This window comes from Kerstersia gyiorum (assembly GCF_048595715.1).
GTDB classification, from domain to species: Bacteria; Pseudomonadota; Gammaproteobacteria; order Burkholderiales; family Burkholderiaceae_B; genus Kerstersia; species Kerstersia gyiorum.
Genome location: NZ_CP169556.1, coordinates 1,234,594 through 1,250,222 on the forward strand (window position 1 = coordinate 1,234,594; position 15,629 = coordinate 1,250,222).

Consider the following 15,629-nt stretch of genomic DNA (forward strand, 5'->3'; position numbering starts at 1 on the left):
CGAATGAGCCGACATAAAAGCAAGTCCATCCCAGGCCGCAACCTCAGGCTGGCCGAACAGATCCAGAAGGATCTGGCCGGCCTGATCCAGCGCGAGTTCGACGTATCTCGCGTCGGCCTGATCACGCTGTCCGGTGTCGAGCTGACGCCGGACTACGCCCATGCCAAGGTGTATTTCACCGTGCTGGGCGCCGAACCCGACGCCACCCAGGTCCTGCTCAACGAGAAGGCTGGCTGGCTGCACTCGCAGCTGTATCGCATGCTGCACATCCACACCGTGCCGACGCTGCATTTCCTGCATGACGACCAGATCGTCCGCGGCCTGGAAATGTCCCAGCTGATCGACCGTGCCATGCGCTCGGGTCCCGACAGCGGCGTGCCTGACGAGCCTGACGACAAGGCCTGAGCGGCCGTCGTTTGCATTTCCAAACTTTCCGGACAAACAAGATGGCCAGACGACGCGGGCAGATGCTCGATGGAGTGCTGTTGCTGGACAAACCCGTGGGCCTGTCCAGCAACCACGCCTTGCAGCGCGCCAAGCGTGCGCTGGATGCGGCCAAGGCCGGTCATACCGGCACGCTGGATCCCTTTGCCACGGGCTTGTTGATCTGCTGCATGGGCAAGGCGACCAAAATTGCCGGTGCCATGCTGGATGCCGACAAGACCTATGTGGCAACCCTCGCTTTTGGCGAGGAAACCGACAGTGGCGACCTGACTGGCAATATCGTCAGCCAGGCGCCCGAGTCGTTCAGCGGTGTTGAAGCGGCGGCGCTGGACGAAGTGTTGTCACGATTCCGTGGCACATTGCAGCAAATACCGCCTATGTATTCCGCCCTGAAGAAGGACGGCAAGCCGTTGTATGAGTATGCGCGTGCGGGGGTTGAAATTGAACGTCCTCCGCGCACCGTCACGATTCACCGGCTGGAGTTGCTGGAATTCGACGGTCGCAGCGCCGTCATCGAGGTGGCCTGCAGCAAGGGCACCTATATCCGCACACTGGCCCAGGATATCGGCCGGGAGTTGGGCTGCGGCGCTCACCTGACGGCATTGCGCCGGACCCAGGCGGGGCCTTTCACACTGGATCGTGCCGTGGAACTGGAAGCATTGCAGTCCATGGACGATCCCAAGCAGGCCCTGATCGGCCTGGAAGAATTACCCGCGGGCCTATCCCCCGCGTCTCGAACCTAAAGGACTTTCTATGACCCGCGCATTGCGTAATGTTGCCATCATCGCTCACGTCGATCACGGCAAGACCACGCTCGTCGATCAACTGTTGCGCCAATCGGGCACGTTCCGTGAGAACCAGCACCTCGATGAGCGTGTGATGGACTCCGGCGATATCGAAAAAGAACGTGGCATCACGATTCTGGCCAAGAACTGTGCGGTGGAGTACGAAGGGACGCATATCAACATCGTCGACACCCCGGGGCACGCGGACTTCGGTGGCGAAGTCGAACGCGTGCTGTCCATGGTCGATGGCGTGCTGCTGCTGGTGGACGCGGTCGAAGGCCCCATGCCGCAAACCCGTTTCGTGACGCGCAAGGCGCTGGAACTGGGCCTGAAGCCCATCGTGGTGGTCAACAAGATCGACCGTCCGGGCGCGCGTCCGGATTTCGCCATCAACGCAACGTTCGACCTGTTCGACAAGCTGGGCGCGACCGAAGAGCAGCTGGACTTCCCGGTGATCTACGCATCGGGCCTGTCGGGCTATGCCGGCCTGACCGAAGACGTGCGCGACGGCGACATGCGTCCGCTGTACGACGCCATCCTAAAGTACGTGCCGCAACGTAACGATGACCCCAACGGCCCGCTGCAACTGCAGATCGTGTCGCTGGACTACAGCAGCTACGTCGGCAAGATCGGCGTGGGCCGCATCAATCGCGGCCGCGTGCGTCCCGGGATGGATGTGGTTTATCGTTTCGGCCCCGACGGCGAAACGGGCAAGGGCCGTATCAACCAGGTGCTGAAGTTCCGTGGTCTGGACCGCGTGCTGGTGGATGAGGCCGAAGCTGGCGACATCGTACTGATCAACGGTATCGAAGAGCTGGGTATCGGCTGCACGGTCGTGGACCCGCTGAACCAGGAACCGCTGCCGCTGCTGCGCATCGACGAGCCGACGCTGGTCATGAACTTCATGGTCAATACCTCGCCGCTGGCAGGTCGCGAAGGCAAGTTCGTCACCAGCCGCCAGATCCGCGAGCGCCTGGACCGCGAACTGAAGTCCAACGTCGCGCTGCGCGTGCGTGATACCGACGACGATACCGTGTTCGAAGTGGCGGGCCGGGGCGAATTGCACCTGACCATTCTGCTGGAAAACATGCGCCGCGAAGGTTACGAGCTGGCGGTTTCGCGCCCGCGTGTGGTGTTCAAGGAAATCGACGGCGTGCGTCACGAGCCGTTCGAAATGCTGACGGTGGACCTGGAAGACGGCCATCAGGGCAGCGTCATGGAAGAGCTTGGCCGCCGCAAGGGTGACCTGCAGAACATGGTGCCGGACGGCCGTGGCCGTACGCGCCTGGAATACCGTATTCCGGCCCGTGGCCTGATCGGCTTCCAGAGCGAGTTCCTGACCCTGACCCGCGGCACCGGCCTGATGAGCCACATTTTCGACAGCTATGACGTCGTGCGCGAAGGTAGCGTGGGTGAGCGTCGCAATGGCGTGCTGATCAGCCAGGACGATGGCGAGGCCGTGGCCTACGCCCTCTGGAAGCTGCAGGATCGCGGTCGTATGTTCGTGAACCCGGGCGATCCCCTGTATGAAGGCATGATCATCGGTATCCATAGCCGAGAGAATGACCTGGTGGTCAACCCCGTGCGCGAAAAGAAGCTCACCAACGTGCGTGCTTCCGGTAAGGACGAACACATCGACCTGGTGCCGACGATCAAGCTGACGCTGGAATATGCAGTCGAGTTCATCGACGACGACGAGCTGGTGGAAGTGACGCCGAAGTCGATCCGTCTGCGCAAGCGTTACCTGCAAGAGCATGAGCGTCGCCGCATGGCGCGCGAAGGCGCGAATTAAGCGGCCGCGAGTTAAGCTGCCGTTACGCGCGCAGTCGCGCTGAGCTCATGCCAGGACAGTCCCGTCAGGGACGTCCGGCAGCCGTATCCGAAACCGGGCGCCCGTACAGGCGCCCGGTTTCGTTTTCTTCGCCAGTCCCTGCGGCTGGCGTGGTTTTTCCTGTCGCCGGGCACTATCCTGGGGCAAGCTGTCGGCACGGCCGGACAGCCGGTTCCAACAGGGCGCGGTCTTTTTTAGCGGGGTTACATGTTTCGATGGTTCGAGAAGAAGCTGCCGCCTTTCAGTGCGGCGGAATCCGCTGCGGCGCAGGCCAGTGGCCGGCCCTTGCCAACCGGCGTGATGTCGTTCATATGGGCTTGCACGGCAGGTGCGCGGGGCTGGCTGTTGTTGATGGTGCTGTTCACGGCGCTTTGCGGCGCCTTCGAAGCTGCACTGTATGCAATGCTCGGCAATCTGGTGGACTGGATCGCCAAGGTCCAGCCCGACCGGCTCTGGCCTGACGAGGGCGGGACACTGCTGTTGCTGGGGGCGGTGATCCTCGGCAGCATTGTGCTGATCGCCTTGCAGACGGTCATCAAGCATCAGGTGTTGGCCGGCAATTTCCCCATGATGCTGCGCTGGCGCTTCCATCGCTGGCTGCTGGACCAGAGCCTGGCATTCTTCCAGGACGAATTCGCCGGACGAGTGTCGGCCAAGGTCATGCAAACGGCGCTGGCCGTGCGGGATATCTGCATCATCATCGGCGACGTGCTGGTGTTCATGTTGATCACCGCCACGACCATGGCCTATGTGATCGGCGGCTTCGATGCGATATTGCTGTTGCCCTTCGGGCTATGGGCGCTGCTGTATCTCAGTTGCATCGTGTGGTTCGTGCCGCGGCTGGCGCGCACGGCGTCGGCGCAGGCCAGCGCCCGTTCGCTGATGACGGGCCGGATTACCGATGCCTATACCAATATTGCGACGGTCAAGCTGTTTTCCCACGCCGGTCGCGAGGCGGGATATGCGCGTTCGGCAATGACGGAGTTCCTGTCTACGGTGTACCGGCAGATGCGCCTGGTCAGCGGTTTCGAGATCGTCAATCACTCGCTGATGGTGCTGCTGATCCTGTCTACCGCCGGCATGGCGTTGTGGCTGTGGGTGCAGGGTCAGGTCGGCCCGGGGGCAGTGGCGGCGGCCACGGCGATGGCCTTGCGCCTGATCGGCCTGTCGCACTGGATTCTGTGGGAAGTGGCGGCCTTGTTCGAACACCTGGGAACGGTGCAGGATGGTCTGAATACCATTGCCAGGGAGCAAAGCATCCGCGATGCCAAAGACGCCCAGCCACTGCGCATCGCACGCGGGCACGTGCAGATCGAGTCCGTGTCCTTCGCCTATGATGCCCGGCATGATCACGAGTCTGGCAAGAAGCAGGGCGGTGAGCCCTATTCGGGCCGCCTGGTGCTGGACGATCTCAGCCTGGATATCCGGCCCGGTGAAAAAATCGGCCTGGTCGGCCGTTCCGGGGCAGGCAAGTCGACGCTGGTGAATCTGTTGCTGCGCTTTCACGATGTCAGCGCGGGCCGCATTCTGATCGACGGCCAGGATATTGCGTCCGTTACCCAGGAAAGCCTGCGGGCGCAGATCGGTATGGTGACGCAGGATACGTCCTTGCTGCATCGCAGTATCCGCGAAAACATCCTGTATGGCCGTCCGCATGCCAGCGACGAGGAAATGATGGCTGCGGCGCGCCAGGCCGAGGCCCATGATTTCATCATGACGCTGCGCGATGCGCAGGGCCGCACCGGCTACGATGTGCAAGTGGGGGAACGCGGCGTGAAGCTGTCCGGTGGGCAGCGCCAGCGTATTGCCATTGCGCGTGTCATGCTGAAGAACGCGCCGATTCTCCTGCTGGACGAAGCCACCAGCGCGCTGGATTCTGAGGTGGAGCAGGCGATCCAGTCCAGCCTGGATACCCTGATGGAAGGCAAGACGGTGATTGCAATTGCCCACCGCCTGTCGACCATCGCTGCCATGGACCGGCTGATCGTGCTGGAGCGTGGCAGGATCGTGGAAATGGGATCACATGCTGAATTGCTGGTCCAGGGCGGCATCTATGCCCGGCTGTGGAAGCACCAGAGCGGCGGCTTCCTGACCGAGGAACAGGCCGAGGTGTAATGAGGGCAGCAGGCGCCGCCACGGCAGCGGACTGCTGCCGTGGCGGCGGCAGGGCCTCTCAGGTGGGCATGGTCGGGGCGTAGTCGACGCTGGAAGGCAGGCAGTTGCAGCATTCGGTGATGTGCTTGACTACCTGTTCCGGGTCGTCGGCCAAGAACAGCAGATCGGCTTCTTCCTGGCGGATGGTGCCGGTTTCCACCATCTTGGTGCGGACCCATTCGATCATGCCGGCCCAGTATTCGCTGCCCATCAGCACGATCGGGCCCTTGGGGATCTTGTTGGTCTGGATCAGCGTCAGGGCCTCGAACAATTCGTCAAGCGTGCCAAAGCCGCCGGGCAGCGTGATATATGCGGCGCTATGCATGAAAAACGTGGCCTTGCGCGAGTTGAAATACTCGAAGGTCAGCGCGATGGTCTGGTAGCCGTTGTGATGCTGCTCATGCGGCAGCACGATGTTCAGGCCGATACTGGTGCCATTGGCTTCGATGGCGCCTTTGTTTGCGGCTTCCATGATGCCGGGGCCGCCACCGGCGATAATGGCGAAACCCGCCTTGGCCAGCCGCTGGCTGATATCTTCGGCCATGGCATAGTAGGAGGAGTCCCGGTGAATGCGGGCACTGCCAAAAATGCTGACAGCCGGCCCTACGTGGGCCAGGGCTTCAGCTGCTGTTTCTATCTCTGACATAATGCCGGGTGTTTGCCGGCCGACCGGTGTAGCCGTCTGTTTTTTTTGAGTGGTCATGAATAAAACCTTGTTGCTGGTCGATGGATCGAGCTATCTCTACCGCGCCTATCACGCCATGCCGGATCTGCGCAACGCCCAGGGCGAGCCCACAGGGGCATTGTATGGGGTGATCAATATGCTGCGGCGGTTGACTCAGGATTATCAGGCGGATTATGCGGCTTGTATATTCGATGCGAAAGGAAAAACCTTCCGCGACGACCTTTATCCCGAGTACAAGGCGCAGCGTCCTTCCATGCCGGAGGACCTCGCCGCCCAGATCGAGGCGATTCACGAAACCGTGCGGGCGCTGGGCTGGCCGGTGCTCAGCATAGGGGGCGTCGAAGCCGATGACGTGATCGGCACGCTGGCCTTGCAGGGTGAGCAGGCCGGCATGGATGTGGTGGTTTCAACTGGTGACAAAGACCTGGCGCAGTTGGTGACGCCCAAGGTCACGCTGGTCAACACCATGAGCGGCGAAGTGCTGGACCCGGAAGGCGTGAAGCAGAAGTTCGGCGTCGATCCAGACCACATCGTCGATTACCTGATGCTGATCGGCGATACCGTCGACAACGTGCCGGGCGTGACCAAGGTCGGGCCCAAGACGGCCGTGAAGTGGCTGGACGCGCATGGCGACATCGCCGGGCTGGTTGCAGCGGCGGCCACGATCAAAGGCGTGGCCGGCGAGAACCTGCGGCAGGCCATCGACCAGTTCGGCATGACCCGAGAACTGCTGACGGTGAAAACGGATTGTGCGCTGGACCCGGCCATCGCCAGCCTGGACGCGCTGAAAATGCGTGCGCCGGATACCGACAAGCTGATCTCCCTGTATGACCGCTACGGGTTCCGTACCTGGCTGCGCGACCTCAGCGGCGACCAGGCACGCATTCCGGAGGGTGATAGCCGCATTGCCGTTGAATCGGTGGCCCCGTCCGCCGTGCAGGCCGAGTACGAAACCGTGACGACGCCCGAGCAGTTGCAGGCCTGGGTGGACCGCATCAACCAGGCGGAACTGGTGGCCCTGGACACGGAAACCACCTCGCTGGATGCGATGCAGGCCCGGCTGGTTGGTCTTTCGCTGGCGGTGCGGCCGGGCCAGGCTTGCTACATTCCGGTGGCGCACCGAGGCCCTGACCAACCTGAACAATTGCCGTTGGCACAGGTGCTCGGTGCTCTGCGTCCCTGGCTGGAAGACCCGTCCAAGGCCAAGCTGCTGCACCATGCCAAGTACGATACCCATGTGCTGGCCAATGAAGGCGTCCGCTTGCTGGGCGTCAGGCACGACACCATGCTGCAGGCCTATGCGCTGGAATCACATCGCAGCGTCGGCATGAACGAGCTGGCGCAGCGCTGGCTGGGACGTTCGGGCGTGGCCTACGAAGACCTGTGCGGCAAAGGTGCCAAGCAGATCGGTTTCGACGAGGTGCCGCTGGAACAGGCCGCGCACTATGCCAGCGAAGATGCGGATTTCACTTACGCCCTGCATGAAGCGCTGTATCCGAAGGTGTGCGAGCAGAAGGGCCTGTTGGCCATCTACGAACTGGAAATGCTGGTGTTCCACGTGTTGTGGCAGGTGGAGCGCAACGGTGTGCTGATAGACGCCGCCGAACTGGGGCGCCAGAGCCACGAAATCGGCCAGCAACTGGTGACGCTCGAGCAGCGGGCCTATGAAATTGCCGGCCAGCCGTTCAACCTCAACTCACCCAAGCAACTGGGGGAAATCCTGTTTGGCCGCATGCAACTGCCCGTGGTGCGCAAGACGGCAGGCGGCGCCCCGTCGACGGACGAAGAAGTGCTGACCAAGCTGGCGCAGGACTATCCGCTGCCGCAAGTGCTGCTGGAATACCGTGGCCTGGCCAAGCTGAAATCCACCTACACCGACAAGTTGCCGCGCATGATCAACCCGGCCACCGGGCGTGTGCATACCAACTATGCCCAGGCTGCCGTCATCACAGGCAGGTTGGCCTCGTCCGACCCCAACCTGCAGAATATTCCCGTGCGTACCGAAGCCGGACGGCGGGTGCGGCGGGCGTTCATCGCGCCGGCCGGGCGCGTCATTCTGTCGGCTGACTATTCACAGATCGAATTGCGCGTCATGGCGCATATTTCTGGCGACAAGAACCTGCAGCAGGCGTTTGCCGACGGCAAGGACATTCACCGTGCCACGGCCTCGGAAGTGTTCGGGGTGCCGCTCGAAGCGGTGTCGGCCGAGCAGCGGCGCGCCGCCAAGGCGATCAATTTTGGCCTGATCTATGGCATGAGCGCCTTCGGGCTGGCGGGCAACCTGGGTATTACCCGCGACGCCGCGCAATCGTATATCGACCGCTATTTCCATCGCTATCCCGGTGTCGCCCGCTACATGGACGAAATCCGCCAGCAGGCGCGTGAACAGGGTTATGTGGAAACGGTGTTCGGCCGCCGTCTTTGGCTGCCGGAAATTCGTGGCGGCTCTGGTCCACGTCGTCAGGCTGCCGAACGGGCGGCCATCAATGCGCCCATGCAAGGCACTGCGGCAGACCTGATCAAGAAGGCGATGGTTGCGGTACAGGATTGGCTGGTTCAGGAAAAGCTCGACAGCCTGCTGATCATGCAGGTGCATGACGAACTGGTGCTGGAAGTGCCTGAGGCCGAACTGGAGCGGGTGCGCCAGCAATTGCCGGGCCTGATGTGCGATGTGGCGACGCTGGCCGTGCCGCTGGTGGCCGAAGTGGGCGCCGGGCAGGATTGGGAACACGCGCACTGAGTCTTCGTGCCTGGGGCCAGGCGTGTGTCTGGCCTTGTCGTGCCTGCTCATCGCCTGGCCGCTGCATATGAAAAAGCCGGGTCCCCAAAAAAGCGGGGAACCGGCTTTTTTGCAAGTTCTGGCGCCAGGACAGTTGCGTCAGGGTTGGTTGTTTTGTTGCAGGGCCTCGATCCGCTCGGGGATGGGCGGGTGGGTGGCGAACAGGGCAGCGATGCCCTTGCCGCCAGTGATACCCGAAGCTTCGAAGTTCTTGGGCAATTCACCAGCCTCGACGCCGCCCAGGCGGCGCAGCGCACGAATCATGGGTTCGCGTCCGCCCAGCAGGCGGGCGGAACCAGCGTCGGCACGGAATTCGCGTTGGCGCGAGAACCAGGCCACGATGATAGAGGCCAGGATGCCGAACAGGATCTCACAGACGATGGTGGTGGCGAAATAACCGATGCCGCCACCCTCTCGGTCATTCTTCAGCAACACGCGGTCCACGAAATAGGCCACGATGCGGGCGAAGAAAACCACGAAAGTATTGACCACGCCCTGAATCAGGGTCAGCGTCACCATGTCGCCATTGGCAATATGCGCGACTTCATGGGCCAGCACGGCCGCGACTTCTTCTTCCGTCATGCTTTGCAGCAGGCCGGTGGATACGGCGACCAGGGAGTCGTTGCGGAATGCGCCAGTGGCGAAGGCATTCGGTGCGCCCTCGTAGATGGCGACCTCGGGGCGGCCGATGCCGGCTCGGTCAGCCAGTTGGTGCACGGTTTCGACCAGCCATGCCTCGCGGCCGTTGGCAGGGGCCATCGGGTCGATGACGCGCGCGCCAGTGCTGAATTTGGCCATGGGCTTGCTGATCAGCAGCGAAATGATGGCGCCGGTGAAGCCGACAACCAGCGAAAAGACCAGCAGCGCGCCGAAATCCAGGCCTTGCTGAGTCATGTAGCGGTCTACGCCCAGCAAGCGCAAGGTGATGCTGAGCACGACGATGACCGCCAGGTTGGTCAGGAGGAATAGAGCGATTCGTTTCATGGCATGTTTTCTGTTTTGCTTGAGTCGGACAGGTTCCCGCGTTGGACCTGTTACGGCTGGAGGTGTTCCGTGGCGTGGCGGTAGGGCATCTGTGGCGCGATGGCAGCCATGCGCCGTTTCCTGGATCGGAGTGCTTCACGCTCGACACGGAGCAAGAGTATAGTAGGGTCGTTATGCCATTTTGCAATGGTCATATGTCGCATTTTTAGGGCCGCTGCCCCTCATTTTTCTGGATTACGCCGCAATATGCAGGCCTTGTGGATGCTGCTGGCCTCGGCCATGTTTGCCCTGATGGGGGCGTTCGTCAAACTGTCCTCGGAACATGGCGCATCACTGGCCCAGGTTGTGCTGCTGCGTGGGCTGCCCTCGGTGGTCTTTCTGTTGATCTGGGCCAACATCAATCACTACAGCATTGCTCCCAAGCGCTGGAAGCCGCATATCCTGCGCAATCTCGCCGGGGTGACCTCCATGTGGTTGGGGTTCTATGCGCTGTCGCAATTGCCATTGGCCACGGCGACCAGCCTCAGCTACACCGCACCGCTGTTCATTGCCGTATTCCTGATGGTATCGGATGGCAAGAGCCGCGACTGGATGCGGATAGTGGCAGTGCTGCTGGGCTTCGTGGGCGTCTTGGCGGTGTTGCGCCCCAGCATCGGGCCACAACAGTTGGTGGCCGCTGGCGCCGGCATGGCCTCTGGTGCACTGGCGGCCATCGCCATGTTGCAGATCCGCCAGTTGGGCCGGGAAGGGGAGGCTGAATGGCGTACTGTGCTGTTTTTTTCCTGTGCGGTGTGCCTGAGCAGCGTAGTCGGGTTCTGGATCACCGGCTGGGGTGAAACCGACTGGAAGGGCTGGTTGATGCTGCTGGGGGTCGGCAGCAGCGGACTGGTCGGGCAATTGGCCATGACGCGCGCCTTCGGCGCGGGCGCTGCATTGCTGACGGCAGCCCTGCAATACACCACGATCATTTTTTCCGCCTTGACTGGCATGGCGCTGTGGCATGACGTTCCGGATGCCATGGCCTGGGCCGGTATGCTGGGCATCATTGCCGCCGGCTTGCTGTCGGCTTGGCGCACCATGGTGGAAAGCAAGCGGGCCCTGGCCCGGGCCGATGCCGAAGCCGAGGCCTCCGCTGCCGCAGCGCTGGCGGCGGAGGTCGTGGAAACGTCCACGGTGTCGATTGCCGAGGCAGAGCCGGGCGCACCGGCGGCGCGAGTGTCCGCGCCTTAAACTGGCTGGCTTGCTGGCTGGGTGCTGGCTTGGGCCGCTGCGCCGGGCAACAGGCAGACGGATCGCCGGCCTTGCCTGGCGTCCGTCCTGTCACCGCCTGCTGTTATTCCCCGGCATGGCCCATGGCGGGATCGCTGATGGCATCCTTGCCCGTTTCCACCCGGCCGGCAAAACGTCGCGTCCAGCCTTCCAGGCCTTCCACGGTGACGCTGAAGTCATACCAGTGGCCACAGCCTGACAAGTCCCAGTGCAGTTGCGCGGGTGTGTCCCCGGCGGGAACGTCGATTTCCCGCGTGGCTTCGTCTCCGAGATAGGCATTGGCGCGCACGGTTGCGCGATACGGTTCACTGCCCCGGTTGAGCAATTCCAGGTAGACGTCGCCGCTGGCGATGTCGTAGCAGACACGAATCTCCGGCGCCGCCACGCCGGGCAGCATCTGCTGGTTGGTATTGCCCTGGAAATGGCGGTGGAAGCCGTTGGGGCCCAGTACCCAGAGGTCGTAGCGGCCGTTGTCCTGGTCCACGGTATTCCAGAAACCGTTGAGCTGCCGGTTTGCGCCCACGGTATAGCGGCGCGGCACGCGATCCAGGTGCAGCTTGTCATAAACGTGGAAGACGCCGGCCTGGGTACCGGTATTGGAGAACAGCAGCCAGATGCCGCCGGCGGCAGGTTCAGCCCTGGCGCTGGTATGCATTTCATAGGGCAGCGCGCGCGATGGCCGGATGGCCAGCGGTTGTACCGGTGCCGACTGCGCACTGACCGATGGCACGGGAACCGGCAGTTTTAGCGCCTGCGACAGGCGAATGCGGTCGGCTGCTTCTTTTTCCAGTTTCACCAGTTCCGGCAGGGGGCCGGTATTGGGGCTGCTGAAATCAAAGCAGCCGCTCAGGTCGCCCATGACGGCGCGGCGCCACGGGCTGATGTTGCTTTCGGCAACGCCGAAGCGTGCTTCCAGGAAGCGCAGCACGGAAGTGTGGTCGAAGGCCTGAGAGTTTACCCAGCCACCACGGCTCCAGGGCGATACGACATACATGGGTACGCGCGGGCCTGGGCCGTAGACTTTGCCATCGGCCTTGTCGTGCGCGGAGTCGACGCGGTGGTATTCGGCGGAGGTATCTTCAGTCGAGTCGCCGGCCACGCTGCCATCCGGGTTCAATGAGGGCGCGGCGGGGGAAGGCACGTGGTCGAAGAAACCGTCGTTCTCGTCGAAGTTGATGATCAGGACGGTCTTGCTCCATACCTCAGGGTTGGCGGTCAGGGCATCCAGGACTTCAGAGATGTACCAGGCGCCCTGGATCGGACTGGAAGGCAAGGGGTGTTCGGAATAGAACGCGGGGGCGACGATCCACGATACCTGGGGCAGCATGCCGCTGGCGATATCCTCACGCAGGGATTGCAGGAATCCGCCGTCGGGCATGGTGTTGGCCACGCCCTTGTAGAGCGGATTGCCGGCGTCGAAGGCAGGCTGCCAGGCGGGGTAGGGAAGGCCGCCGTTCAGGTTGCCATGGTCCTTGTTGGCCTGGCGGTACTGCTGGAATCCAGCCAGCGGGTTGTCGGTGAAGTTGTCCGGCAGGTTCTGGTAGAGCTTCCAGCTGACACCGGCTTCCTGCAGCCGTTCGGGATAGGTTTTCCAGGTCCAGCCGCTGCGCGGGGAGTCCAGCGAATCGAAACGGTTGCGGGTGGATGGGCCATTGCCCTGGCCGTAGGGGTCGTTGGTGCCGCTCCAGTGAAACAGGCGGTTGGTGTTGGTGCCGCCGTGGAAGGCGCAATGGTAGGCGTCGCAAATTGTGAAGGCGTCGGCCAGGGCAGCCTGGAATTCGACTTCCTGCTCCTGGTAATAGCCCATGGAACGGTCGGTTTTCTCGGCTGGCCATTGCGTCATGCGTCCGCCGTCCCAGGCCTTTTGGGCATCCGGGTAATCGTGCGGTGTGCCCAGTACGCGCTGGGCATTGCCTTTCTCGCTGTCCAGGTGATAGGGCATGACGATGCGCTTGCCGTTGGACTGTTCCCAGACGCTGCGGCCTTCGGGCAGCGGAATGGTGATGCGGTCGGCAAAGCCGCGCACGCCGGGAAGCGTGCCGAAGTAGTGGTCGAAGGAGCGGTTTTCCTGCATCAGGATGACCACGTGCTCGACGTCGCGGATGGTGCCGGTGCGGTTGTTGGCCGGAATGGCCAGCGCCTTGCGGATGGCGGGGGGAAAGGCGGCCAGGGCGGCGCTGCCGCCCGCACCATACAGCGTGTTGCGCAGGAAGCTGCGCTTGTGGCGGGAGAATGCCTGGGATGCTTCGTGTTTCATCGTTTCGTCGCAAAGGTCTGGAGTCAGGGCATATGGTCGGCGTCACGGGTGAAGCAGGCATGACGGCGAAGGCAAAAATCCTGATCGTCTAATCAAGTATTTTTCAATGTGCCAGAATAAAAAAAGCAGGCAGCCAGCCCGGCCAGAGGGGACGGGAGGCTGCCTGCAAAGCCGCCGCCGCCAGTTTGGCGGGTGCCTTTCGGGCGACGGCGGAAGGGGACGAATAAACTTTGAAGGGATGGGCTGGCGGATCAGGCGTGGCCCATGGCCGGGTCGCTGATGGCGTCGCGGCCGGTTTCGACACGGCCGGCGTAGCGGCGGCTCCAGCCGGCGGCGCCATCCACGGTGACCGTGAAGTCATACCAGTGGCCGCAGTCCGACAGGTCCCAATGCTGCTCTGCCAGGCTCAGCGCAGCGACGTCCAGCTCCCACGACGCATCGGCGAAATAGGCATTGGCCTGGATGCGTGCGCGGAAATCGGTGTTGCCGCGGTTGAGGACTTGCAGATAGACATTACCGTTGGCGATGTCGTAGCACACACGGACTTCCGGGTTGACGGCCTCAGGCAGCGCCAGTTCGTTCACATTGCCCTGGAAGTGGCGATGGAAGCCGTTGGGGCCCAGCACCCAGAGGTCGTAGGCGCCACTGTCCTGTTCCACCGTATTCCAGAAGCCGTTGAGCTGTTTGCCCGGTTCCACGGTGTAGCGACGCGGCACGCGATCCAGGTGCAGCTTGTCATAAACGTGGAAGACGCCGGCCTGGGTGCCTGTGTTGGAGAACATCAGCCAGATGCCGCCAGCCGAGACATCGGCGCGGGCGCTGGTGTGCATTTCATAGGGCAGCGCGCGCGACGGGCGGATGGCCAGCGGTTGTACCGGTAGCGATTGGTTGTTGACGCTGGGCACGGGCACCTGGGACAGACTGCCCTGGGCGGCGCGAATTTGATCGACTGCCTGCTTTTCCAGCTTGACCAGTTCCGGTAGCGGGCCGTTGTTGGGAGTGGAGAAATCAAAGCAGCTGCTCAAGTCACCCAGCACGGCGCGACGCCACGGGCTGATATTGGTTTCCGGCACACCGAAGCGTGCTTCCAGGAAGCGCAGCACGGAAGTGTGGTCGAATGCCTGGGAGTTGACCCAGCCGCCGCGGCTCCAGGGCGACACGACATACATGGGCACGCGCGGGCCGGGGCCGTAGACCTTGCCGTCCGGGCCATCCTGGCGCGACGCGACCAGGTGGTGGTCCAGCGTGGAATCCACGGTGGTATCGCCGATCAGGTTGCCGTCGGCATCCATGGAAGGCGCCGCAGGCGGCGGCACGTGGTCGAAGAAGCCATCGTTCTCGTCGAAGTTGATGAGCAGGACGGTCTTGCTCCATACCTCGGGGTTGGCGGTCAGCGCATCCAGGACTTCGGAGATATACCACGCGCCCTGGATCGGGCTGGAAGGCCCGGGGTGTTCGGAATACGTGGCCGGCGCGACGATCCAGGATACCTGCGGCAGCGTGCCGTTGGCGACGTCGTCGCGCAGGGATTGCAGGAAGCCGCCATCGGGCATGGTGTTGGCCACACCCTTGTAGAGCGGGTTGGCCGCGTCGAAGGCGGGTTCCCAGGCGGGGTAGGGGCTGCCGTTGCTCTGGTTGCCGTGCTGCTCATTGGCACGGCGGTACTGGCGGAAACCGGCCAGCGAGTTGTCGGTGAAGTTGTCCGGCAGGTTCTGGTAGAGCTTCCAGCTGACGCCCGCTTCCTGCAGGCGCTCGGGGTAGGTGGTCCAGGTCCAGCCGCTGCTGGATGAACCCAGCGAGTCGTCCTGGTTCTGGGTCGAGGGGCCGCCGTGCGTGCCTTGCGGATCGTTGGTGCCGGTCCACAGGAACAGGCGGTTGGTGTTGGTGCCGCCGTGGGTGGAACAGTGATAGGCATCACAGATCGTGAAGGCATCGGCCAGGGCAACCTGGAACGCAACTTCCTGTTCCTTGAAGTAACCCATGGAGGTGTTGGTCTTGTGACGTGGCCATTGTTCCATGCGGCCGCTGTCCCAGGCCTTCTGGGCATCCGGGTAGTTGTGCGGCGTGCCGCTGACGCGCTGGGCGTTGCCTTGCTCGCTATTCAGGTGATAAGGCAGGACGATGCGGCTGCCATTGGACTGCTCCCAGACGCTGCGGCCTTCGGGCAGCGGAATGGTGATGCGGTCGGCAAAGCCGCGCACGCCGGGAAGCGTGCCGAAGTAGTTGTCGAAAGACCGGTTTTCCTGCATCAGGATGACGACGTATTCGACGTCATTGATGGTGCCGGTGCGGTTGTTGGCCGGAATGGCCAGCGCCTTGCGGATCGCGGGCGGGAAGGCGGCCAGGGCCGCGCTGCCGCCTGCGCCGTACAGGGCGCTGCGCAGGAAGTGCCGCTTGGGAGCGGAAGTGGGGGCGTTGTTCTTTGCCATGGTCATCGTATT

The 15,629-nt window shown here is 62.8% G+C and carries 10 protein-coding genes; 6 read left to right on the forward strand and 4 right to left on the reverse strand.

The genetic code is table 11. The annotated features are described in order from the left end of the window. The first annotated feature begins 3 nt into the window (after window positions 1-3). From rbfA to ACEW7X_RS05440, 4 genes are all read left to right on the forward strand, one after another. Complete coding sequence (gene rbfA, locus ACEW7X_RS05425; protein WP_068369155.1) at window positions 4-405, forward strand: 30S ribosome-binding factor RbfA; 402 nt, start codon at window positions 4-6, stop codon at window positions 403-405. A 41-nt stretch (window positions 406-446) separates the two neighbouring features. Further along, window positions 447-1,187, forward strand: a complete 741-nt coding sequence (gene truB, locus ACEW7X_RS05430) for a tRNA pseudouridine(55) synthase TruB (RefSeq protein WP_068369151.1) — start codon at window positions 447-449, stop codon at window positions 1,185-1,187. A gap of 10 nt (window positions 1,188-1,197) precedes the next feature. Then, window positions 1,198-3,021 (forward strand): translational GTPase TypA, encoded by a 1,824-nt coding sequence (gene typA, locus ACEW7X_RS05435; RefSeq protein WP_068369149.1) that lies wholly within the window; start codon window positions 1,198-1,200, stop codon window positions 3,019-3,021. 246 nt (window positions 3,022-3,267) lie between these two features. After that, the gene (locus tag ACEW7X_RS05440) at window positions 3,268-5,175 is read left to right on the forward strand and encodes an ABC transporter ATP-binding protein (RefSeq protein WP_068369146.1); all 1,908 of its coding nucleotides are present in this window, start codon (window positions 3,268-3,270) and stop codon (window positions 5,173-5,175) included. Between the two features lie 58 nt (window positions 5,176-5,233). Here ACEW7X_RS05440 and ACEW7X_RS05445 read toward each other — a convergent pair whose 3' ends face one another. Beyond that, a complete protein-coding gene (locus ACEW7X_RS05445; protein WP_420177912.1) occupies window positions 5,234-5,860 on the reverse strand; it encodes a TIGR00730 family Rossman fold protein in 627 nt (208 codons plus the stop codon). A gap of 55 nt (window positions 5,861-5,915) precedes the next feature. Between ACEW7X_RS05445 and polA the strand changes: the two genes are divergently transcribed. Continuing rightward, window positions 5,916-8,639: a DNA polymerase I gene (polA, locus tag ACEW7X_RS05450; RefSeq protein WP_068369139.1), complete on the forward strand. Its 2,724-nt coding sequence runs from the start codon at window positions 5,916-5,918 to the stop codon at window positions 8,637-8,639. A gap of 138 nt (window positions 8,640-8,777) precedes the next feature. On the opposite strand, the gene htpX is transcribed toward polA, so the two are convergent. Further along, window positions 8,778-9,662, reverse strand: a complete 885-nt coding sequence (htpX, locus tag ACEW7X_RS05455) for a protease HtpX (RefSeq protein WP_068369137.1) — start codon at window positions 9,660-9,662, stop codon at window positions 8,778-8,780. Between the two features lie 246 nt (window positions 9,663-9,908). On the opposite strand from htpX, the gene ACEW7X_RS05460 reads away from it, so the two are divergent. Further along, window positions 9,909-10,892, forward strand: coding sequence for a DMT family transporter (locus ACEW7X_RS05460; RefSeq protein ID WP_130486797.1), 984 nt, complete (start codon window positions 9,909-9,911; stop codon window positions 10,890-10,892). Window positions 10,893-10,995: 103 nt separating this feature from the next. On the opposite strand, the gene ACEW7X_RS05465 is transcribed toward ACEW7X_RS05460, so the two are convergent. Together ACEW7X_RS05465 and ACEW7X_RS05470 are read right to left on the reverse strand one after the other, a co-directional pair. Beyond that, window positions 10,996-13,188 (reverse strand): phosphocholine-specific phospholipase C, encoded by a 2,193-nt coding sequence (locus ACEW7X_RS05465; protein ID WP_253103049.1) that lies wholly within the window; start codon window positions 13,186-13,188, stop codon window positions 10,996-10,998. Window positions 13,189-13,439: 251 nt separating this feature from the next. Continuing rightward, the gene (locus ACEW7X_RS05470; RefSeq protein ID WP_068369467.1) at window positions 13,440-15,617 is read right to left on the reverse strand and encodes a phosphocholine-specific phospholipase C; all 2,178 of its coding nucleotides are present in this window, start codon (window positions 15,615-15,617) and stop codon (window positions 13,440-13,442) included. Window positions 15,618-15,629: the final 12 nt, after the last annotated feature.

Coding starts and splice junctions, on each gene's coding strand:
- typA (WP_068369149.1), top strand. CDS start 1,198: ATGACCCGCGCATTGCGTAATGTTGCCATCATCGCTCACGTCGATCAC.
- ACEW7X_RS05440 (WP_068369146.1), top strand. CDS start 3,268: ATGTTTCGATGGTTCGAGAAGAAGCTGCCGCCTTTCAGTGCGGCGGAA.
- polA (WP_068369139.1), top strand. CDS start 5,916: ATGAATAAAACCTTGTTGCTGGTCGATGGATCGAGCTATCTCTACCGC.
- ACEW7X_RS05465 (WP_253103049.1), bottom strand. CDS start 13,188: ATGAAACACGAAGCATCCCAGGCATTCTCCCGCCACAAGCGCAGCTTC.
- ACEW7X_RS05460 (WP_130486797.1), top strand. CDS start 9,909: ATGCAGGCCTTGTGGATGCTGCTGGCCTCGGCCATGTTTGCCCTGATG.
- htpX (WP_068369137.1), bottom strand. CDS start 9,662: ATGAAACGAATCGCTCTATTCCTCCTGACCAACCTGGCGGTCATCGTC.
- ACEW7X_RS05445 (WP_420177912.1), bottom strand. CDS start 5,860: ATGTCAGAGATAGAAACAGCAGCTGAAGCCCTGGCCCACGTAGGGCCG.
- ACEW7X_RS05470 (WP_068369467.1), bottom strand. CDS start 15,617: ATGGCAAAGAACAACGCCCCCACTTCCGCTCCCAAGCGGCACTTCCTG.
- truB (WP_068369151.1), top strand. CDS start 447: ATGGCCAGACGACGCGGGCAGATGCTCGATGGAGTGCTGTTGCTGGAC.
- rbfA (WP_068369155.1), top strand. CDS start 4: ATGAGCCGACATAAAAGCAAGTCCATCCCAGGCCGCAACCTCAGGCTG.